General features: G+C 57.0%; 20 protein-coding genes, 1 tRNA gene and 2 pseudogenes. 9 read left to right on the forward strand and 14 right to left on the reverse strand.

Annotation, left to right across the window (positions count from 1 at the left end):
* Positions 1-4: 4 nt before the first annotated feature.
* Positions 5-238, forward strand: a pseudogene (locus tag AC2FJW_RS01660) (M24 family metallopeptidase); the annotation flags it as partial.
* Positions 235-1,392 (forward strand): acetylornithine deacetylase, encoded by a 1,158-nt coding sequence (gene argE / locus AC2FJW_RS01665; RefSeq protein ID WP_496749044.1) that lies wholly within the window; start codon positions 235-237, stop codon positions 1,390-1,392. The pseudogene AC2FJW_RS01660 and the gene argE, both read left to right, overlap by 4 nt.
* Here argE and AC2FJW_RS01670 read toward each other — a convergent pair.
* The 6 genes from AC2FJW_RS01670 to AC2FJW_RS01695 are packed head-to-tail and all read right to left on the reverse strand — an operon-like array spanning position 1,389 to position 7,077.
* A complete protein-coding gene (locus tag AC2FJW_RS01670; protein WP_496749045.1) occupies positions 1,389-2,255 on the reverse strand; it encodes an urea carboxylase-associated family protein in 867 nt (288 codons plus the stop codon). The genes argE and AC2FJW_RS01670 overlap by 4 nt on opposite strands.
* A gap of 32 nt (positions 2,256-2,287) precedes the next feature.
* A complete protein-coding gene (locus AC2FJW_RS01675) occupies positions 2,288-3,766 on the reverse strand; it encodes an aldehyde dehydrogenase (protein WP_496749046.1) in 1,479 nt (492 codons plus the stop codon).
* Between the two features lie 8 nt (positions 3,767-3,774).
* Complete coding sequence (locus AC2FJW_RS01680; RefSeq protein WP_496709349.1) at positions 3,775-4,809, reverse strand: LLM class flavin-dependent oxidoreductase; 1,035 nt, start codon at positions 4,807-4,809, stop codon at positions 3,775-3,777.
* Between the two features lie 12 nt (positions 4,810-4,821).
* On the reverse strand, positions 4,822-5,730 hold the full coding sequence (locus AC2FJW_RS01685; protein WP_496749047.1) for a flavin reductase family protein: 909 nt from the start codon (positions 5,728-5,730) through the stop codon (positions 4,822-4,824).
* Positions 5,727-6,506, reverse strand: a complete 780-nt coding sequence (locus tag AC2FJW_RS01690; protein ID WP_496749048.1) for an alpha/beta fold hydrolase — start codon at positions 6,504-6,506, stop codon at positions 5,727-5,729. Before AC2FJW_RS01690 ends, AC2FJW_RS01685 begins: the two co-directional genes overlap by 4 nt.
* On the reverse strand, positions 6,478-7,077 hold the full coding sequence (locus tag AC2FJW_RS01695; protein WP_496749049.1) for an amino acid synthesis family protein: 600 nt from the start codon (positions 7,075-7,077) through the stop codon (positions 6,478-6,480). Before AC2FJW_RS01695 ends, AC2FJW_RS01690 begins: the two co-directional genes overlap by 29 nt.
* Before the next feature lie 108 nt (positions 7,078-7,185).
* Here AC2FJW_RS01695 and AC2FJW_RS01700 point away from each other — a divergent pair.
* From AC2FJW_RS01700 to AC2FJW_RS01725, 6 genes and pseudogenes are all read left to right on the forward strand, one after another.
* Positions 7,186-7,326, forward strand: a pseudogene (locus tag AC2FJW_RS01700) (LysR family transcriptional regulator); the annotation flags it as partial.
* Positions 7,327-7,446: 120 nt separating this feature from the next.
* Positions 7,447-8,034: a LysR substrate-binding domain-containing protein gene (locus AC2FJW_RS01705; protein WP_496749175.1), complete on the forward strand. Its 588-nt coding sequence runs from the start codon at positions 7,447-7,449 to the stop codon at positions 8,032-8,034.
* A gap of 85 nt (positions 8,035-8,119) precedes the next feature.
* The gene (locus tag AC2FJW_RS01710; protein WP_496749050.1) at positions 8,120-9,370 is read left to right on the forward strand and encodes a sarcosine oxidase subunit beta family protein; all 1,251 of its coding nucleotides are present in this window, start codon (positions 8,120-8,122) and stop codon (positions 9,368-9,370) included.
* Positions 9,371-9,384: 14 nt separating this feature from the next.
* Complete coding sequence (locus AC2FJW_RS01715; protein ID WP_496690657.1) at positions 9,385-9,672, forward strand: sarcosine oxidase subunit delta; 288 nt, start codon at positions 9,385-9,387, stop codon at positions 9,670-9,672.
* The gene (locus AC2FJW_RS01720) at positions 9,669-12,614 is read left to right on the forward strand and encodes a sarcosine oxidase subunit alpha family protein (RefSeq protein ID WP_496749051.1); all 2,946 of its coding nucleotides are present in this window, start codon (positions 9,669-9,671) and stop codon (positions 12,612-12,614) included. The genes AC2FJW_RS01715 and AC2FJW_RS01720 overlap by 4 nt, the downstream gene beginning before the upstream one ends.
* A complete protein-coding gene (locus AC2FJW_RS01725; protein ID WP_496749052.1) occupies positions 12,607-13,167 on the forward strand; it encodes a sarcosine oxidase subunit gamma in 561 nt (186 codons plus the stop codon). The genes AC2FJW_RS01720 and AC2FJW_RS01725 overlap by 8 nt, the downstream gene beginning before the upstream one ends.
* Before the next feature lie 7 nt (positions 13,168-13,174).
* Here the strand turns inward: AC2FJW_RS01725 and AC2FJW_RS01730 are convergent, their stop codons facing one another.
* Positions 13,175-14,179 carry a GlxA family transcriptional regulator gene (locus AC2FJW_RS01730; protein ID WP_496693249.1) on the reverse strand — a complete coding sequence of 335 codons (1,005 nt, stop codon included), beginning with the start codon at positions 14,177-14,179 and terminating at the stop codon, positions 13,175-13,177.
* 43 nt (positions 14,180-14,222) lie between these two features.
* Positions 14,223-14,471 (reverse strand): hypothetical protein, encoded by a 249-nt coding sequence (locus AC2FJW_RS01735; RefSeq protein ID WP_496749053.1) that lies wholly within the window; start codon positions 14,469-14,471, stop codon positions 14,223-14,225.
* A 211-nt stretch (positions 14,472-14,682) separates the two neighbouring features.
* Between AC2FJW_RS01735 and AC2FJW_RS01740 the strand changes: the two genes are divergently transcribed.
* Positions 14,683-15,561, forward strand: a complete 879-nt coding sequence (locus AC2FJW_RS01740; RefSeq protein WP_496700846.1) for a LysR family transcriptional regulator — start codon at positions 14,683-14,685, stop codon at positions 15,559-15,561.
* Between the two features lie 3 nt (positions 15,562-15,564).
* Here AC2FJW_RS01740 and AC2FJW_RS01745 read toward each other — a convergent pair whose 3' ends face one another.
* The 6 genes from AC2FJW_RS01745 to AC2FJW_RS01770 all read right to left on the reverse strand — a co-directional run bounded on the left by AC2FJW_RS01745 (position 15,565) and on the right by AC2FJW_RS01770 (position 20,242).
* Positions 15,565-16,242 carry a YrbL family protein gene (locus AC2FJW_RS01745; protein WP_496700845.1) on the reverse strand — a complete coding sequence of 226 codons (678 nt, stop codon included), beginning with the start codon at positions 16,240-16,242 and terminating at the stop codon, positions 15,565-15,567.
* Positions 16,243-16,282: 40 nt separating this feature from the next.
* Positions 16,283-17,692, reverse strand: a complete 1,410-nt coding sequence (locus AC2FJW_RS01750) for a hypothetical protein (protein WP_496749054.1) — start codon at positions 17,690-17,692, stop codon at positions 16,283-16,285.
* On the reverse strand, positions 17,689-18,438 hold the full coding sequence (locus AC2FJW_RS01755; protein WP_142634211.1) for a methyltransferase domain-containing protein: 750 nt from the start codon (positions 18,436-18,438) through the stop codon (positions 17,689-17,691). The genes AC2FJW_RS01750 and AC2FJW_RS01755 overlap by 4 nt, the downstream gene beginning before the upstream one ends.
* Before the next feature lie 9 nt (positions 18,439-18,447).
* A complete protein-coding gene (locus tag AC2FJW_RS01760; RefSeq protein WP_496695215.1) occupies positions 18,448-18,834 on the reverse strand; it encodes a GtrA family protein in 387 nt (128 codons plus the stop codon).
* Positions 18,831-19,790 (reverse strand): glycosyltransferase family 2 protein, encoded by a 960-nt coding sequence (locus AC2FJW_RS01765; protein ID WP_496749055.1) that lies wholly within the window; start codon positions 19,788-19,790, stop codon positions 18,831-18,833. Before AC2FJW_RS01765 ends, AC2FJW_RS01760 begins: the two co-directional genes overlap by 4 nt.
* A 362-nt stretch (positions 19,791-20,152) precedes the next feature.
* Positions 20,153-20,242: transfer RNA gene (locus AC2FJW_RS01770), tRNA-Ser, on the reverse strand.
* Positions 20,243-20,274 lie beyond the last annotated feature (32 nt).

The following is a 20,274-nucleotide window of genomic DNA, read 5'->3' on the forward strand; positions in this document are numbered from 1 at the left end:
CCGCGCGTGCTGCGGCTATCCAGTGGGTCTGAGCTATCTCCCGGACTGGGGTGAGCGCACGATATCTCTGCGTCCCGAGGATGAGACAATCCTGGAACCTGGCAAGACGTTTCACTTTATGCCTGGCCTCTGGTTGAATGACTGGGGGTTAGAGATCACCGAGTCGATCCTGATAACCGATACCGGTCCTGCCGAATGTTACTGTAACCGCCCAAGAAAGCTGTTTGTAAAGCCATGACCCTGCAAAGAACCCAAGATATCCTCGCCGATCTGATCGCGTTTGAAACGGTATCTGCAGACAGCAATCTTCAGATCATCAGCTATCTAAGGGACAGGTTGCAGGCCTTGGGTGCACGCTGCATCGAAACCCAGGATGATACTGGCACCAAGGCCAATGTATTTGCTTCCATAGGCCCAGACATTCCCGGCGGCATCCTGTTATCCGGCCACACGGACGTGGTTCCCGTCGCGGATCAGAACTGGACATCAGACCCGTTTTTGATGACCGAGAAAGATGGCAGACTTTACGGACGTGGCACCTGTGACATGAAGGGCTTCATCGCCGCCGCACTTGCACTTGCCGAAACGCTGGATGCCAGAAAACTGACCCAACCGCTGCACTTTGCCTTCACCTATGATGAAGAAACCGGATGTTTGGGCGCGCAGAACATGGTGAACGATCTTTCCGAACGAGGAATTGTGCCAGATATCGCAATAATCGGAGAGCCCACCGAAATGTGCCTGATCGAAGGGCATAAGGGGTGCTATGAATACACGACACGATTTGTCGGGCTCGAAGGACACAGCTCGGCCCCTGATGATGGGGTGAATGCGGCGGAATATGCAGCGCGCTATGTTGGGAAGCTTCTTGAACTGCGCCAGATATTGAAATCCCGGGCCCCGACAAACAGCCCGTTTGAACCGCCCTGGACCACCATAAACGTCGGCTTCTTCAATGGCGGCGTCGCCCATAACGTCATTGCCAGCAAAGCCGATGTCGGTTGGGAAATGCGCCCGGTTCAGGCCAGCGATGCGGATTTCGTCAAGCAGACCCTGTCTGACTATGTGACCCATAGCCTGCTGCCCGAAATGCAAGCCGTCCACAGCGAGGCCAGCATCACGCAGGACATCACCGCCGAGGTTGCAGGCCTTGAGCCGATGGAAGAAAACGCCGCCCGCAAACTGGTGGCCGAGCTGACCGGCGCAAATGGCACCGGTGTCGTGTCATTCGCCACCGAGGCTGGCCTATTTCAGCGACTTGGCACCCACGCGATTGTCTGCGGTCCGGGCTCGATCACGCAGGCCCATAAAGCTGATGAGTTCGTCGAGATCGAACAGCTGGACCTATGTTGCCGGATGCTGGACCGGCTTGGGAAACGCCTGACCGCTTAGCCTGCCCCATGGGTGCGGTCATAAGCAGATCGCTGGGGCTGTACATGCGCATTTCGGGATTCTTCTCCGGGGTCATAGACCTCCATCACCAATGGGTAACAGGCGGCTGCGTCCGAGGAATGCTCGGACGAGCAATCGCCCCCGGGACACGCTGAAAGACCCACGATCAGGTCAATCTCGGCGTAGAACTCTAGGTAATCACCCGGACGCACCGGGCTTGCCTTCATAAAGTACTGGCCCGTTTCTTGCGTAAATCCGGTGCACATAAAGACGTTCAACACGTCGTGGACATGCATTTCGGCCTCGTGCAGAGGCAGGCCACAATGGCTGGCCAATGCGCGCGTTAGGTTAGAATGGCAGCAATAATGATAGTCATCGCCAGACAGCAATCGCCCGGTATAGGGGTCACAGCGCGTCCCGATCACGTCATGCACCGATCCGCCGAAAGCATCGAACCCATACCAATCCAGAGTATCCGTGACGATGGTCGCCATGGGCCGCATATTCGGGAAACTTGACCACATCCGGTCCCCGGTCGACAGATGCGTGCCATGCAGCGCGCGGGTCTTGCCGGAATAGAACCGCTCGGTCAGGTCGAGCTTGTTCCACATGTTCAGATCACCGACCTGCGGGCCATCGACCGATAACACCCGTACGAAGGCCCCGGCAGGTACTTCGATACAGGCCGCATCGCGCGGGGCGGCGATGGCTTCGGCGGTTTTCACCGCATGCTGCCTTAGGTCACTCAACGCAGCCAGATCAGGGTGCGGTATCGTTTCGGGCAGATAGCAAATGACCGGAGGGATCGACCTCCGGTCATTTGCGTCTGCCGGAGGTTCAAAATTCGGATGTTTCAACTTCATGACCGCGCTCCGATATCTGTCTGACAACAGACCTAGCGCATCACAAACGGGTTCGCCATCGGCTCTTGCGAGGTGCTGATCCAGGTGGTCTTAGTCCGGGTGTAATCGAGGATCGACTCAACCCCGGCCTCACGCCCATACCCCGATTGGTTAAACCCGCCAAACGGCGCGATGGGAGAGATCGCGCGATAGGTGTTCACCCAGCAAATCCCCGACTTGATCCGCTTGGACACCCGATGCGCCCGCGCCAGGTTCTGCGTGAACACGCCAGACCCCAACCCAAAGACCGTGCTGTTGGCTAATGCGATGGCCTCTTCTTCGGTATCGAAGGGCAGCAGAGACATAACCGGGCCAAACATCTCAACTTTCAACGTCTCGGTCTCGGGCGATATGCACTCGACCAGTGTTGGGTTCATGTAATTGCCGGGCCGATCCGCAGGTTGCCCGCCGAAATGGACCACGGCCCCCTGCTCCGCTGACTTGGCCAGGGTCTCTTCGATCTTGTTCACTTGCGCCATGGTACATAGCGGTCCGACATGGGTACCGGCCTCCAGCGGGTCACCCAAAACGATTGCACCCGCCTTTTCTTTGATGCGGCCGATCAGATCTTGCAGAACGGATCGCTGCACCAGCCCGCGCGTGCCCGCAACGCAACTTTGCCCTGACGCGCCAAAGTTTCCGGCGATCAGGCCATTTGCGGCCCCATCCAGATCCGCGTCTTCAAAAACAAGTATCGGCGATTTGCCACCAAGCTCCAGCGAAGTGACGGCGAAGTTTTCGGCGGAATTCCTGACCACATGGCGCGCTGTCTCGGGGCCACCGGTAAAGGCGATGCGATCCAGATCGGGATGGCGGGTCAGTGGAATTGCACAGTTTTCCGCATCCCCGGTGATGACCGAGACAACGCCCGCGGGGAATCCTGCCTGTTCAATCAAACGCGCGAACTCCAGCATCGGGGCCGGCGCGATTTCGGATGCCTTCAGCACGACGGTACACCCAGACGCAAGCGCCGGGCCCAACTTGGTCGCCGTCAGGAACATTTGTGCATTCCAGGGCACAATAGCCGCGACAACACCAATGGGTTCGCGCGTGGTAAACACATGCATATCCGGCTTGTCGATGGGCAGAACCGTCCCTTCAACCTTATCCGCAAGCCCTGCGAAATAGCGGTAGTAATCCGCGACATACCCAGTTTGCGCCGAGGTTTCTGCCAGCAGTTTACCGCTGTCTGTTGTCTCAAATTCTCCAAGCCGTGCAGCGTTTTCGGCAACTAGGTCGGCCAGGCGATAAAGAAGCTTGCCGCGCGCGGTGGCCGTCATGTCGCGCCATTGCGGATCATCAAGCGCACGTTTGGCGGCGGCGACTGCCCTGTCGACATCCTCAGGTGCCGCACAGGAAAACGTAGCCCACCCCTGCCCAGTTGCGGGATTTGCAGATGTCATAACCTGAGACGTCGCCCCCTCAGACCAGGCGCCATCAATGAAAAGCTGAAAATGCGGTAGATTTCCCATAGTGTTCCTCACTGAAAGGCTGGCATGACATCGTCGATGAACCGCGCCAAAGAGGCACGTTTTCGCTCGTTCGTCATCCCGCTGTCGACCCAGAACGAAAACTCATCATAGCCCAAATCTTCATAACGTTTGATCCGGTCGATAACCTGCTGCGCTGTACCAACCGTCAGGTCGCGCGCCAGCTTATCACTTGTGTACATCTGGTTGGCATCCATCTCGTCCGGGGTGATCCGTTGGATCAACCCTTGCTCGACCGGGCGTTTGTTCATGAACCAGGCACCGAAATAGTTGTAATACCGGCGCAATTCCTGAACGCCTTGCGCAACATCGTCTGTGTCCTTGCCAACATATGTATGATGCAACAGCATGATTTTGGGGCGCGGTCCGGTATTGCTGTCGCAGGCTGCATTGAAGCGGTCCATCAGCGTTTCAATCTCTTCCATGCCCTGCCACAGGGGGGTGACCTGGATGTTAAACCCGTTGTGGACACCGAATTCATGACTATTGGGGTCCCGCGCCGCGATCCAGATCGGCGGACCGTTTTTCTGAAACGGTTTCGGCGCAGATGTGGTCGCCGGAAAGGAATAAAACTCACCCTCATGCGCGCAATCGCCCTGCCAGATTTGCGGAAGCAGAGGGGTGGTTTCGCGCATCCGCTGGCCCGCCTCCCAGGCATCCATCCCCGGCATCAGGCGCTCATACTCGTACGAATATGCGCCGCGTGCGATCCCCAGTTCGATCCGGCCTTTGGTAATCTGATCTGCCGCGGCGGCCTCTCCGGCCAATTTGATCGGATGCCAGAACGGGGCGACTACCGTACCCGTCCCCAGCCGTACATTCCGGGTGTGATGAGCCAGATCGACTAGCGAGATAAAGGGGTTGGGCGCGATGGTGAACTCCATCCCGTGATGCTCACCCGTCCAGACGGCGCGCATCCCGCCCTCGTCCGCCATTTTCACAAGGCTGACGAATTCGTCATACAGAACGTCATGCGGCTGATCTGGCGACAAACGTTCCATATGGGCAAACAGGGAGAATTCCATAGACCTGCTCCTTTATCGTAAACTGTGAATGTCACCCTGCGAGGCGTCACCGAGGTAGAGAGCGAAATCCCCCTCTTTGGCTTCAATCGCATAGCGGGTCATCATGTGGCGGACACCGCCGGACACGTATTTCAGGGTCGGAAGATCATCCGTTTTGATCCATTCGGCGCCCTCAAGCGGCGTTGGCCGGGGGCAGCTGGCCAGAAAATAGGTATAATGTTGCTTGGTTTCGGCATCATCGAAGGACGAATAGACCTGTTCGACCTGCACCGTCAGCCCGCGTTCGGACAGGCCCTGGCTCAGCCGGTTTCGCTGCCCGCCGCGTTCAACCCCGGCGATCTGAATGGGACGATAGGCGCCGCTGTTCTGCTCAAGCAAAACGCTGTCGCCATTGCGGATGATCGCGCCGCAGATCGTGGGCACCATGGCGTCCACTTCCCGCTCAAGCCCAAGGCTGAAATACGACCCGCCAACATATCCAAGCCCCTGCCCGACCGAGTGCGAAAACTCAGCCACCTCTCCGATCAATACGGTATGATCGCCGGCCGGAAGGACCTGATGGGTCTTACAGCAAAACTGCGCCAGCGCCCCGTCGATCAGGGGCAGATCGAAAAGACCGTTGCTGTGCGCGACCTTTGCAAACCGATCCCCTTTATACCCGGCGAAGGTATTCGATATCTCTTGCTGCCCATCTGCGAGTATATTCACCGCAAACTGGTTGCAGTTGGCGAAAATATCGTGGCTGGACAGAAACTTCCCCGGACACACCAGCAGCAATGGCGGGTCAAGCGATACGGACGAAAACGAGTTTGCGGTGAACCCAACTGGCGCGCCCTGCGGATCCCGTGCCGTCACCACTGTCACCCCGGTCATAAAGCTGCCAAAGGCGTCACGCAAAGCTCGGGGGTCCATACTTGTCATGGCTGGCACCCCCCCACAAATTCCAACAGCTGCGCGTTTACCTCGACGGGATGAGTCATCGGCAACATATGGGCGGCACCTGCGATGATTGCCGCTTGTCCCGAGGGAACCAAACGCGCCATGTCCCGAGACATTTCAGGCGTCGAATTCGGCTCATCCGCGCCGGTCATGAACAAGGCGGGACAAGCGATACGGGCCAGTTCATCATCGGAAGGACCGTCCGTTTCGGCAAAAGCGGTATACGCGGATTTGTAGGCCGCCGGATCAACCTCAGTCAGCCAGCGCATGCAGGCCAGTCGCTCGGCGGACGAGGCTTCGCCAAACCAACGTTGCAACGTGACAGTGGGATCATTTGGCCCCGATACGTCCAAGGCCGAGGCACGTGCGACGACGGCCTTGCGCGCGGCAGCCGGACGCCGATGGATCGCATTCAATGCCGCAACGCCAAGAACGCTATCTGGCACATCCGTCGCCAGTCGGAGCGCTATCAGGGCGCCCATTGAATGGCCGATCAAGACAGCGGGCTCTGTTAGCACGGACGCCGTGCGGTGCACGTATGCCTCCAAGCCAGTCGGATGATCAAAGCTCGACTGACCATGTCCTGACATATCCGGGCACAAGACACGATACCCCGCCGCGACCAGAGCGTCGATCTGCGCGCCCCACGCCTCGGCCCGCAGGCCAACCCCATGCAGCAGAATGACCAATGGCCCTTTGCCCTGATCAATCACCGCCAGGGTGCTGAGTTCAGACCGAGGCCGGGTTGTCCACGTCATGGCCCAAATCCTTGAGATCCTGATAACGGTCGCCGATCCGATGATGGGGACGGCCCGAGGTTGCACCACCCAGCACGACCACAATTTCATCCGCGCGCGGTGCGTCGGGGATTGCAAACTGCAGCGTCAAATAATGCGATCTACGCCCGGCATCATTCTTGTCCATCATGGGCACCATGATCGGAGTGTTCGCCGGACCGCGGGTATTGGTGAAGGACAGATAGGACTTGGCCCCAACCGCTTGACGATAGTAATTCCCGAAATGCAGCGTGTGGATCAGGCCCGAGGCATGTTCGACCTCGCCATCCAGCCCAACAACCGCCGCTTTGCCATAGGCTTCGACCACCTCGCCACCGCCTGCAAGCGTGACCATCCGGTCAGTCAACATTTGCCCCAGCACAGGCCCATAGGCCAGAATTTCCGGTCTCAGATCCTCGACATACCGGCCAGCCCAGGGGTTCGACACAACCGCCGCTACGGCAAACATGCGCCACGGGCGTTCCGCTGCCCGAAATCCTTCAACCAGAACCTCTTCGTCGAAAGTCACTATTTTTCTGATATTTGGCTGCACTGCCGTCTCCCCAAATCTGCCTGAGGAAATATCACCGTTAGAAACATCTTTTGACAAACGAAAGAACTTGAGCCTTAGGTATTAATAACAATAATAGGTCAGTTACCGATGGCAAAAACACTCCCTCCTCTAACGTGGTTTCGGTCATTCGAAGCGGCCGCGCGGCGGCTCAGTTCGACCGCGGCGGCAGATGAGATCGGGTTGACGCAATCCGCAGTCAGCCAACAAATCAAATCCTTGGAAACCCGTCTGGGCGTCGTTCTGTTCCACCGCCACGCGCGCGGTCTTTCTTTGACGGATGAAGGGCGGAAGCTGCTGCCACAGGTCGAGGCAGCCTTGGATATGTTGCACTCCGCAGCCTCACCCTATTTGGCCGAAGAAAAAGCTCGCCATATCACGGTGGCAGCCTCTATCAGCATCATCGAATGGGTCATCTCGCCGGCATTACCCGAATTTCAGGCCCAGCACCCCGAAACCTCACTCCGATTTGTCAGCACTATCTGGCCCGACGAATATGCAGCATCGCGCGCCGATATTGAGGTACGCTTTGGTTCAGAAAAACAAGTCGGGAAAAATGCGAAACCGTTGAATCCCAATCGCCTTGTCCCGGTGGTGTCGCCGAATCTAAGCGGCAATTGGCTTGATCTGCCTCTGATCGAATCCGTTGGCACATCGGACAGTTGGGCGTCATGGGGTGAAATCACCGGCCAGAAACTGCGCAAGCCATCATATTTTGTGGATTCCTATGGCCTCGCCCTGCAACTTTCTGTTTCAGGCAGCGGTGTTGCGCTGGTGAACTCTATCATCGCAGAGCACGCCCTGAAATCAGGCAAAGTCCGCCTTGCCAGCAAAGATTCCGCACCCGCCAGTGAGGGCTATTTTTTATCCGTCCTTCGCAACTCAGCCGAGGTATCGGATTTCACCGATTGGTTTTCCGGCCTTATTTCTTGTGCCTGAGGGTCTGATTCAGACACACCCATGTCGCATATGGGGATATCGCCGCGCCCGAAAATAATGAAGTTTGGAAGAAAAGGTCCGATTCATGAGATATTCCGGCTTTCGAGTTTTCAAAGAGGCGCTAACCGGCCACAAAGGGTGGAAACCGGTTTGGCGTGAACCTGAACCTAAGGCCCATTACGACATCATCGTAATCGGCGGCGGCGGGCATGGTCTGGCAACCGCGCATTACCTTTCCAAAATCTACGGCCAACGAAATGTTGCCGTAATCGAGAAAGGCTGGATCGGTGGCGGAAATGTGGGCCGAAACACCACGATCATTCGCTCGAACTACCTGCTGGATGGGAATGAGCCGTTCTATGAGTTCTCGCTGAAGCTGTGGGAAGGGCTCGAGCAGGACCTGAACTATAACGCAATGGTCAGTCAGCGCGGTATCGTCAATCTGTTCCATACAGACGGACAGCGTGACGCCTATACGCGACGTGGCAATGCGATGATCCTGAACGGGGCCGATGCCGAATTGCTGGACGCAGATCAGGTGCGGCGCGAACACCCTTATCTGAATTTCGACGACGCTCGCTTTCCGATCAAGGGCGGCCTTGTTCAACGGCGCGGCGGCACCGTGCGCCATGATGCAGTGGCCTGGGGCTATGCCCGGTCAGCCGACCTGCATGGCGTCGATATTATCCAGAACTGTGAAGTTACCGGGCTGCGGATCGAAGATGGCAAATGTCTTGGGGTCGAAACGACTAAGGGCTTTATCGGCGCCTCCAAAGTCGGATGCGCAGTTGCGGGCAGTTCGGGGCGCGTTATGGGGATGGCCGGACTGCGCCTGCCTATCGAAAGCCACGTTCTACAAGCCTTTGTATCTGAGGGGCTAAAGCCTGTCCTGCCCAGTGTCATCACCTATGGCGCGGGGCATTTTTATGTCAGTCAGTCCGACAAGGGCGGGCTGGTGTTTGGTGGCGATCTTGACGGCTATAACACCTATGCCCAACGCGGCAACTTGCCCGTGGTCGAGGATGTTTGCGAAGGTGGCATGGCATTGATGCCGATGATCGGACGCGCCCGGTTGCTGCGGATGTGGGGTGGCGTGATGGACATGTCGATGGATGGCTCTCCGATCATTGACCAAACGCCGGTCGAGGGCCTCTATTTCAACGGGGGCTGGTGCTATGGCGGGTTCAAGGCAACTCCGGCTTCGGGCTATTGCTTTGCACATCTGCTTGCGAAGGACGAACCGCACCCTGTCGCAACGGCCTATCGGTTGGACCGGTTCCGCACCGGCCGGATGATCGACGAAAAAGGCGCGGGCAATCAGCCCAACCTGCATTAAAGGGGACAGCAGACATGATAATCAACCACCCCCTTCTTGGGCCTCGCGACGCATCGGAATTCACCTATCTGGGCGACGCCGCGCTGATTGACCGCCCCGATTGGCAGGCGGAAAATGCCGCCGAGGTCTTTCACGACTATGCCTATCTGCGTGACAACCCGGCAGGCGAGCACCGTGAACTTTGGTACCACGAAACAGGTGACCGATCCTGGCTGGTAGTCACGCGCAACACGCTGACCCACGAGATTTCAAAGGTGGAACTGGCCCGCGATGTGGCCCGCGAACGGGGGCGCTCCAAATGACGCAGGTGAACCGGCTGAATGGCGGACAGATCGACCGCAATACAACGCTGAACTTCCGCTTTGACGGGCGCAGCTATACCGCCCATCCCGGCGACACTTTGGCATCTGCCCTGCTGGCCAATGATGTGCGTCTGATCGGGCGGTCTTTCAAATACCACCGTCCGCGCGGATTGCTGACCGCAGGATCCGAAGAGCCGAACGGCCTGGTCGAACTACGCTCGGGTGCCCGCAAAGAGCCCAATACCCGCGCAACAACCATCGAGATGTTCGAGGGGCTTGAGGCGCGATCACAGAACCGCTGGCCCAGCCTGAAATTCGACGCGCTGGCCGTGAATGACATGTTTTCCAACTTCCTGTCTGCGGGTTTCTACTACAAGACTTTCATGTGGCCTGCAGCCTTCTGGGAAAAGCTGTACGAGCCTACAATCCGTCGCGCAGCCGGGCTTGGATCGCTTTCGATGCAAGAGGACCCGGACGAATACGACAAGGGCTTTCGCCATTGCGATCTGCTGATCATCGGTGCCGGACCAGCCGGGCTTATGGCCGCTTTGACCGCTGGTCGTGCGGGCTCGGACGTCATTCTGGCGGATGAGGATTTCGCCCTTGGCGGTCGCCTGAACAGCGAAACACTCATCATTGACGATGCTGCGGCGTCTGACTGGGCGGCGCAGGCTGTGGCCGAGCTGTCCGCGCTTCCCAATGTGCGCCTGATGCCGCGCACCACGGTCATCGGCGCGTTTGACCACGGAATTTATGGCGCGGTCGAGCGTACGGGCGATCACCTGCCCAGTCTGCCCGCAGGCAAACCCCGGCAAATCCTGTGGCGTATCTATACCCAAAAGGCGCTGCTGTGCGCAGGCGCGACCGAGCGGCCAATCGCATTCGAGAACAATGATCGCCCCGGCATCATGACAGCCAGCGCCCTGCGGACCTATGCCAACCGGTTTGGAGCAGCGGTATCGCAGCGCGTCGCGGTCTTTACCAACAACGATGACGGTCACCGCACCGCAGCTGATCTGCACGCCAAAGGTGTGAAAATCACCGCGGTGATCGATGTACGCAAGGACGCGCCAATCAGCCACGAATACGAAGTTCTACAGGGCGCTCAGGTCACAAATACCAAGGGCCGTCTGGGGCTGAGTTTTGTCGAAGTCGCCCTGCCCGATGGCTCAACCCGGACATTGGAATGTGGTGCCTTGGGCGTTTCTGGTGGGTGGAACCCGAATGTCCACATGACCTGTCATCAGCGGGGCCGCCCCACCTGGGATGAGACGCTGGCCGCCTTTGTTCCCGGCGCGGACCTGCCGGTGGGCATGTCCGTTGCCGGCGCGGCAAACGGCGATATGTCGACCCACGGCGCGCTGCGCTCTGGCGCCGAGGCCGCAATCGCCGCTTTGGACCTTACCAGTGCCAAACCCGATCTGCCCGAGGCCGAGGACGCGCCCATCGCGCAGACACCATTCTGGTACGTCCAGGGCTGCAAACGCGCCTGGCTTGACCAACAGAACGATGTGACGGTCAAGGATGTCCGTCTCAGCTATCAGGAGGGCTTCCGTTCGGTCGAGCATCTGAAACGCTATACCACGCTGGGCATGGCCACGGACCAGGGCAAGACCTCGAATATCGGCGGGCTGGCGATCATGGCCGAGCTGGCCGGTAAGTCGATCCCCGAGACCGGTACCACCATCTTCCGCCCGCCCTATACCCCCGTCCCGATTGCTACTTTCGCAGGCCGGATGAAGGGCAAAGAGTTCCACCCTACCCGCCTGACGCCCTCACATCACTGGGCCGAAGAACGCGGCGCGGTGTTTGTCGAGGTTGGCAACTGGCTGCGCGCGCAGTGGTTCCCCCTGCCCGGCGAGACCCATTGGCGCGAGAGCGTGGACCGTGAAGTGCGTCAGACGCGTGCCTCGGTCGGGGTGTGCGACTGCACGACATTGGGCAAAATCGACGTGCAGGGTACCGATGCGGCAGCGTTCCTGAACCGGGTCTATGCCAATGGTTTCGCCAAGCTTGCGGTCGGCAAAACCCGGTATGGCCTGATGCTGCGCGAAGATGGCATGGCGATGGATGATGGCACAGCGGCAAGGCTGGCCGAGGATCATTTCGTCGTCACTACCACGACCGCAAATGCCGTAGTCGTCTATCGCCACATGGAATTCGTGCGCCAGTGCCTGTGCCCGGACATGGATGTGCAGCTGATATCCACCACAGAAGGATGGGCGCAATATGCAGTTGCCGGGCCCAATTCCCGTAAGCTGCTGCGAAAAATCATCGACCCGGAATTCGACATCTCGAATGAGGCCTTTCCCTTTATGGCCTGTGGAACCATCACCGTGTGCGGCGGTCTTCGGGCGCGGCTGTTCCGGATTTCCTTTTCAGGCGAGCTGGCATTCGAAATCGCGGTTCCCTCTCGCTATGGCGACGCATTGATGCGCAAGCTGATGGCCGAGGGCGAAGAGTTCGACGTTGTCCCATATGGCACCGAGGCACTGGGCGTGATGCGGGTTGAAAAGGGGCACGCTGCTGGCAGCGAGTTGAACGGCACCACAACCGCCCTGAACCTGGGAATGGGCCGCATGGTGTCCAAAAAGAAGGACAGTATCGGATCAACCCTGTCGGAACGCGAGGCACTGAATCAACCGGACGCTCTGATGCTGGTCGGGATCAAGCCGTTGGAACCCGAAAACAAAGTGACAGCTGGTGGCCACCTGATGAAGAACGATGGCCCGGTCGATGCGGCCCATGATCAGGGCTATGTCACCTCAGCCGTCTACTCGCCCATTCTGAACAGTAGCATCGGGCTGGGATTGTTGAAAAACGGCGGCGACAGGCTGGGCGAGAAAATGCGCCTTGTCTCGCCGCTGACGGACCTGACGGTCGAGGTGGAAATTGTCTCGGCCCATTTCGTTGACCCGGAAGGAGAACGTCTGCGTGGATAATCTGGTTGCGATAACCGCCCTCGGCGCGGCTGACCCTCGGGTAGACACGGTTGGGCCTGTCACCTGTTCCGAGATACCGGGCGTGGCGTTGGCATCAGTCGCGGCGCGGCTCGGTCAGGAAACAGCGGCCAAAGCCGCATTGAAGAAACTGATTTGCGCTGAGGCACCAAAGGTCCAGAGGTTTGAAGGAACCGCAATCACCGCCTTTTGGGCGGGGCCAGAGCAATGGATGGTTGAAGCACCGCATGACACGCACGAGGACCTTGCTACGCAGGTGAAATCTGCGGTTGGGTCTGCGGCCTCAGTCACGGAACAGACCGATGCCTGGGTGCGTTTCGACCTGGCTGGTGCGAACATTCAAGCAGTGCTGGAGCTTTTGTGCCAGTTGGATCTGCGCATATTGACTAAGGGAACGGCGGCGCGCAGCTCGATCCACCATATTGGCTGTTTCGTGCTGTGTCGTAGTTCGGATCACTACAGCCTGTATGGTCCGCGCTCGTCCGCCAAATCTCTGCACCATGCGATCCTGACGGCGATGCGATCGGCGCTTTAGCCAGCGCCTAGACCGAGGGCAAAGGGGCGTTATCCTCAACCCGGAAACGGTTGATGCGGCGCCTGTCCTCGCTGGGGCTCAGGCCAAAAGCCGACCGGTAATGCGTCACCAAGGGCGCGACAGATCCATAGCCGACAGCGGCCGCGATCTGGGAAATGGGGTCTTTGGTATAAACCACCATCTGACGCGCCGCCTTCATCCGCATTGCGCGGTAATAATGGCTGGGGCTGTGTCCGGTTGCCTGTTTGAATGCCCGCTCGATCTGACGAGGCGTGACGCCCATTTGTTTCGCAACTTCAGCAATCGAGATCGCTTGACCTAAATTGGCGGCAAACATTTCAACGCTGCGTGAAACAAGCGGTGGAAGGCGGTCTCCCGTTTTCGGCGCTGTCGCATTGGGCACCTGCTGACGCACTGCCGCACCGCGCATCATCGGATGTTGAAACCAGCACGCAACCTCATGCGCAATGTCACCGCCCAAGCGATCGTGAACCAAATGCAGTGCCAGGTCGAACCCTGCTGCTGCACCGGCGGCGGTATAGCGCGTCACGGTGCGCACGATCACTTCGCTCCGGGCGTCCATATCGGGAAACTCGGCCTCAAATGCCGCCTCATAGCACCAGTGGACCGAGACCGGCTGACCTGCCATTGCACCGGATCGCACAAGAGGGAATACGCCACCGCTGATCCCGCCCAGAACTGTTCCGTGCCTCCCAAGACCACGCAGCAAGGCATTGCCGCTAACAGCGTTGTCAAAGACCGAAGACGGGCTGCTGAGCAGGAATAGAATGTCGATATTCCTGCAGTCCGCCAACGCGCGATCTGCTTCGAACCCAACCCCTGCGCTTGACTGAACCTTTTGACCACGTTCAGAAACCAGCGACCATCTAAACGCTTGATGACCTGCGATTTCATTGGCCGCCCGCAGGGGTTCGATCACCGATGTCAAACAAGCCATCGGAAAGCCATCAAACAGCAGAAAGCCGATATCGATTCTGTCCTGATCCGTCATAGATCCGTCCTAACAAGTTCCTGGCGGCAACCCTACACCAAGTTTATGCCCAACGGATCAGTCCAATAATGGCAGAGGTCGCATAGAACGCCTGCAACAGCAAAAACGTCCAGCGCCGATCAATCAATGCCCATGCGGCAAACAGTGCAGACGACACCAACAGTAGAGAGAATCCAAGAATCTCAGCGCCAATATTCGAAGCAATCAGCAAGGCATAAGCCATGGCCAGAACCGATCCGGTGATCTCAAACAGTGTTGTCAGGCGGCGGTTAGCTGTTCTGTCTTTCGTCATCAGTTACACTTTCCTTTGCCGAAAGAAGAAGACAGCGTCAGCGGACCAGATTTGCATGCCGATTGATGTTCGAAGTCTGTGATATCCTCCGGGTATAGATTGTTCATTTCGAAGCTCCGCGTACATTGTGTTCGCGATACCTAATCTGACATTTGCCTTTGCCGCAAATGAATGATTATCATTCAATGATCAAAATCTGTCATGGGAAATCATGAACGAACGTTTGGAAATAGACGCCTTGCGCGCGCTGCTCGCAATCGCGACCTATGGTGGTGTAACCCGTGCGGCCCGACATCTGGCGCTTTCGCAATCGGCAGTCAGCCATAAGATCGGCCGTTTAGAGCGCGCACTGAATTGCAAACTGCTGACTCGTCGCAAAGGTGCCCCCCTGTTCACAGAAGACGGGCTGCGTCTTTGTGAATACGCCCGTCGAATTACCACTCTGCATGACGAAGCGGTGGCCTCACTTGGTAACAGGCCGCTCACCGGCCACTTGCGGCTTGGCATGACCGAGGATGCGACAACCAGCGGGATCGCCCAAATTCTTGGACGTTTCACGCGGCTGTACCCCGATGTTCGCGTACGAACCCGCACTGGTCAAAGCCTGAATGTTCAGGATTGGTTGAAGGCCGGTGAATTAGACTTGGCGGTGATTCAGATATTTCGCAACGACGTGCAGCCCGAAGATCTGATCCTGTTTCAGGATTCCCTTCATTGGGTCAAATCACCCGACTATCGCCTGAATCTGTCAGAACCGGTTCCGTTTCTGTCCTTTGACACACAGTGTTTCTACCGAAGGTGGGGAATGGAAGACAGTCAGCAGCAGGACCACCGTTTTGACAATATCCTGGAATGTCCAAGTGCAGCAGGAATCCAGTCGGCTGTTCGATCAGGGCTGGGCATAGCGCTATTGAACGGGATGCACATTACGCCAGACATGGAAGTCATCAACGATGTCTTTCCGACCCCTCCAGAGCTTGCCTATGTCGCGCGGGTTCAGATGAACAACCGCAACGCCGTGACAAAAGCGCTGATTGCGGAGATAGCAAAAGAGGTCGAACGCGCGTTTCCCTTGCGCGTAGCAGTTTAGTGGTCAGGTCTTCATTAAACCAAAGCCACTCGACATCCTCTGTCGCCGACGGTCGATTGACTTGCGAAACGCTGTTTCGCTGACCAGTGACAGCGGAAAAAGAACCCTCTCGCCAACGCCGTCAATCACGGTCAGCTTGCCGCCTCTTTCCTGCGCACGAACGATGTTTTCGAACCCCATGTCACCCACAATGATCCGGCCACTTTCGAGATCGTCAAACAGTTCCATCAATTCGGCATGAAGACGTTCACGTCCGGCCTGATCCTTGGCCAGCGCGACGCGTTCCGAATGCAGGGTTGGCGCAAGATCTCCGTCCGGGCCGGTCAGTTTTTCCACCACTATCGCCGGGCCCGCTGATGTTGGCGCATATCCCATGAATTGCGCCAACCTTTCGATCTCGGGGCATCCACGGTTGAGCGCCGCCAGATATTCGTTTGCTTCGCGGTTCCATTGGCGCAGATTGCCATAGCGCCATTCGGCATAACGCGGCAAAAAATGGCTACGCACAGGTTCGTCCACCCGCACTTTCAGCAGCGCCCCTTCGACCTCGGGGTGCTGATAAATCAGATAGTTGCGACTTTTTCGCAGAGGTTTGTGGTCGCTCAGGTCAATCATGTCCGGGTGTTCCAACAGGGGTTGGGGTCTGTGTCCTTGAATGCCGGACAGCCCAAGTGGGCGCATTCATAGAATTTTCTCAAACCTGTTACAACTCACCTTTTGATCAGGGCCCCAGATTGGGACGCGGCAAAAGGATAAAGGCCTGGTCACCAGTTGATGCGACAACAGGCGTCGAGACCCAGTCGCCTGGATCGAACGGAGGTGTAATCCCATCGCATCTATCGGGCTGCTTCCAGCACATGATGATCTCGGCCCCGGTCAGATAGTTTAACCGCAACCGCAGCCCCCGTTCGAATTGAACTCTGGCGTCTGCCGCGCCATTCACGCCAAGAAAATGCCCATAGATATATACGGTTTCGACCTGTTCAGGCAGGCTTTGCGCCAATGCGCGCGTTGCTTTTTGCCAAGGCGGGATGAACATAAACGATGTTTTGCCAATGAGCATCAAATTGATCATCAACACGCACATCAACAAGATACGCGAAACACTTAACCATCTTTTTGAAGACTGCAGAAACTGAACCCCACACGAAGTCAGCACCACCCCAAACAAGATCCAAAGCCAGTTCAACGCCCGAACCGGGACCTGCACCCCCGACATCATCGCCTTGAGGATAAGCGGTGCCAGACCAGCAAGTGCAGCCATCAGGATCGCGACGGCAAACATCCGTCTTCGGGTAAACATGAACCCCCAGGCGCCTGCAAATAGGGCCAAGAGCATCAAGCCATAGCTGATTGTCCCTCCGCCCATCGTATAGATGATGGATCGGAGGAATACTTTGACCTTGGTAAGGTTCAGCAGCAGGTCATCGACCGAATTGACTTCGTTCGGCCCACGCCATTCAGCAACCGGAATACCGAATATGCCATGATAGAAGTAGTTCAGGGTGTAAACACACAGGAGCGCCAGAACCAGGCTGACAAAGAAAATGATCAGCGTAACAGCGACGCTGGTATAGGTTTTTGGCGCCTTGTTTGACAGTAGGATCAGTGTCAGCAACAAGAACGGATAGGTCGTGTAGGCCATGAAGGATAAGGGCACTGCCAGAACCAACAGGGCCAGCGACACACGATGCGGAAGAAACAGAACTGCCAGGCTGTACAAGGTGATAACCCAGATCCCCGGCAGCAACGTGTTGAACCAGTATGAAATCAGGAATGCTGGAACCGAAAACGCAATGAATAGCGCAAGATAGCCTTTATACCAGATCGGGTCCGAACGCTCCATGATCGCGACTGCCGCCGCAGCCGAGAACAAGCCCCAGGCTATGTTATAGAGATACATGCTTATCTGTGAGGGCCATAGAAATGGCCGGAACTGCCACCAGTAGTTCAACCAACGACCTTCATCCAAGGCCTTGTGGTAGGCAATCTCGGTCCAGCCCAGCAGCGCCGGGAAATCATCATGACGTACGAAAGGGTCGAAAAGCTGTGGCCAGTTGATCAGGAACAACGCAGCGGTGCAAAGCAGGGACAGAAAAAGAAACTCCTGCCGAGGTGTTTTTTCCGTCATGATTTGTCGCCATATGACCTTGCAATAACAGAGGCCCGGACCTGCGCGATCGCGGTGACAGCCGACCGGGGCAAGGCACGCACAACCAGCTTGCGTAGGGTCCAGCCTAAACTGCCGACCTCTTTCAACGCGCCGGGCGCGACTTTGGTATCCAGCACGTCCTGAGACAGCCGGACTGCCCCTGATTGGTTCGCATAGAGGACAGAATTATACCGATACCAGGGTTCGATCGATTGATCCCCGAACATCTCAGGCCGCAAACAATCATAGGCCGTGTATCCCCGTTCAGCGAACAAACCCTGCCAAAAGGACAGGCGCTGTTCATTTATGTGAAACTCGCCGCCCTGCCCCGGAACGGCGGCTGAGAACAGGACCAGATCGCTATGTGTGGTCAGGCTCTGAACCAGGCTGGCCGACGCGTCATGCGGCAAGTGTTCACCGACCTCAAGCGACTGAGCCAAATCAAACTGGCGTCCAAGCTCGACCGGTTTGGACAGATCTGCACCGATAAACGCCTCAGCCGGTATCGCAAGCTTGTCACGATCCACATAGTCGCCATCGACACCGGCAATATCCTTGCAACCCGCGGCCTGCCACTCCGACAGCCACACACCCCGCCCGCAGCCAAAGTCCACGACACTGTCCGCAGAGATTTTTCCTAGAAGGCAAGCAATTAGCCTGTTTGCGGACCGCCGGGCGCCCTGGTCAATATAGTCAAAGAACTCGTTTGAATAGATATGCGACATTGCCAATCTCTAGGTTGAATTCTGCGGTTTATAGACCCACAGCCGTAGGAACGCGAAGTTGATCACAGGCAGAACAACTACAACGACAGCGGCCGAGACAACTTCACTCAGGCCAAAACGAGGGCCGGCCAGTCCGGTAATCGCAGCTGAAACCAGCAGCCCAATTCCGACCATGCAAAGAAACCGCCCAAACTGTGCAGGAACCACCAGCGCCTGCCCGAAGGTCCAGACTGTTTGCCCAATATACTGGATCAGGATTGCGGACCCAAAAGCCAATGCATTGGCGATCCAGGGCGAATGAAACACACCCAACAGGCCCAGATAAGCCAGCATGTAGTAACCAGCCACGCCTAAGCCCACGATGGCAAACCGGATTATGCGGCGCCGTTCGTTCATTTCTGCGCGGTCTTCTCTTCTACTATGGTGTCCGAAATCTCTGAGGTCTCTTGATCTACAAAATAGAGTGGTCGGTTTTTGGCCTCGATATACAGACGTCCGAGATATTCCCCCATGATTCCAAGCGTCAACAGCTGGATACCCGAAAAGAAACTGATCACCAGAACCGTCGACGCCCAACCCGCAACTGCGTTGTAAAGGATCAAGGACCAAAAGACGTAGACCGCCATCAGCGCGGCGATAATCAGTGTCAGAAAGGCCATTCGTGTGGCGATCTGCAGCGGTTTGATCGAAAAACTTGCCAGTGCATCAAGCGCAAAGCGGATCATCTTGGACATCGGGTATTTTGTCTCGCCCGCGATCCGTGGGTCGCGGATGTATTCGATCCCGATTTGACGGAAACCAACCCAAGCGAACATGCCCCGAACGAACCGCGCGCGTTCCGGCATACTCAGAACCGCATCCAGCGCCCGACGGCTGACAAGCCGGAAATCGCCCGTGTCATTTGGAATGGGTACGTCCGAAAGCCGGTTCAATATGCGGTAGAAACCATGAGCTGTTACTTTCTTAAACCAACTTTCGCCTTTTCGCTCACTCCGACGCCCGTAAACCACATCATAACCCTGATCCATCATCGCCATCATGTCCGACAAAAGCTCCGGCGGGTCTTGCAGATCGGCATCCAACATGAAAATCCGCTGCCCTTGGGCTGCATTCAGCCCCGCTGTCAGAGCGATCTGGTGACCGCGGTTACCCGATAGCTTCAAACCGCGAATACGCGGATGAAACTCGCTTTGGGCACAGATTGCGCGCCATGTTTCGTCATTAGACCCATCATCCACCAGAATAATCTCGGATTCGGCGTTCCACTGTTCAGTCGCAGCGATCAGGCGCTCCACCAGTATGGGGATCGACTCCTCTTCGTTCATGCATGGAATGACGACAGACAGTAACATCTAACCTCCGGGCGCAATTTTGCTGCGCACCTATCGCAAAACGGACCAGCCAAGGAATAACGTTCACTTGGCGTTGTAGATGTATTGATATCTCAACACACGCATCAGCGAACAAGCCGGGCGCCGAGTTTTCACCTGTAGTTACCCAACCGACACAGGAATAGGCCCTAACCAACATTTTGACTGCCTCGCATCCTGAAATTCCCTTGCCTGAAAGAAACAGTAATTCGGGGCCATCTAAATTGGATAATTTCGCTCAACATGGGTTTTGTGAAACGCTTACCGAGCCTTTTTTGCTCCGGGCTCCAAAACAATGTCTGAGATGTGAAACACCTAAGCGTCCAAGACAAGAGCTGGTGTTGTGGCGGAGAGACAGGGATTCGAACCCTGGAGACGGTCTCCCGCCTACACACTTTCCAGGCGTGCGCCTTCGACCACTCGGCCACCTCTCCGTGCGGGCGTTATTTGGACTATCGCCTGGGGA

The sequence above is a fragment of the Ruegeria sp. CDSA020 genome (genome assembly GCF_059612345.1).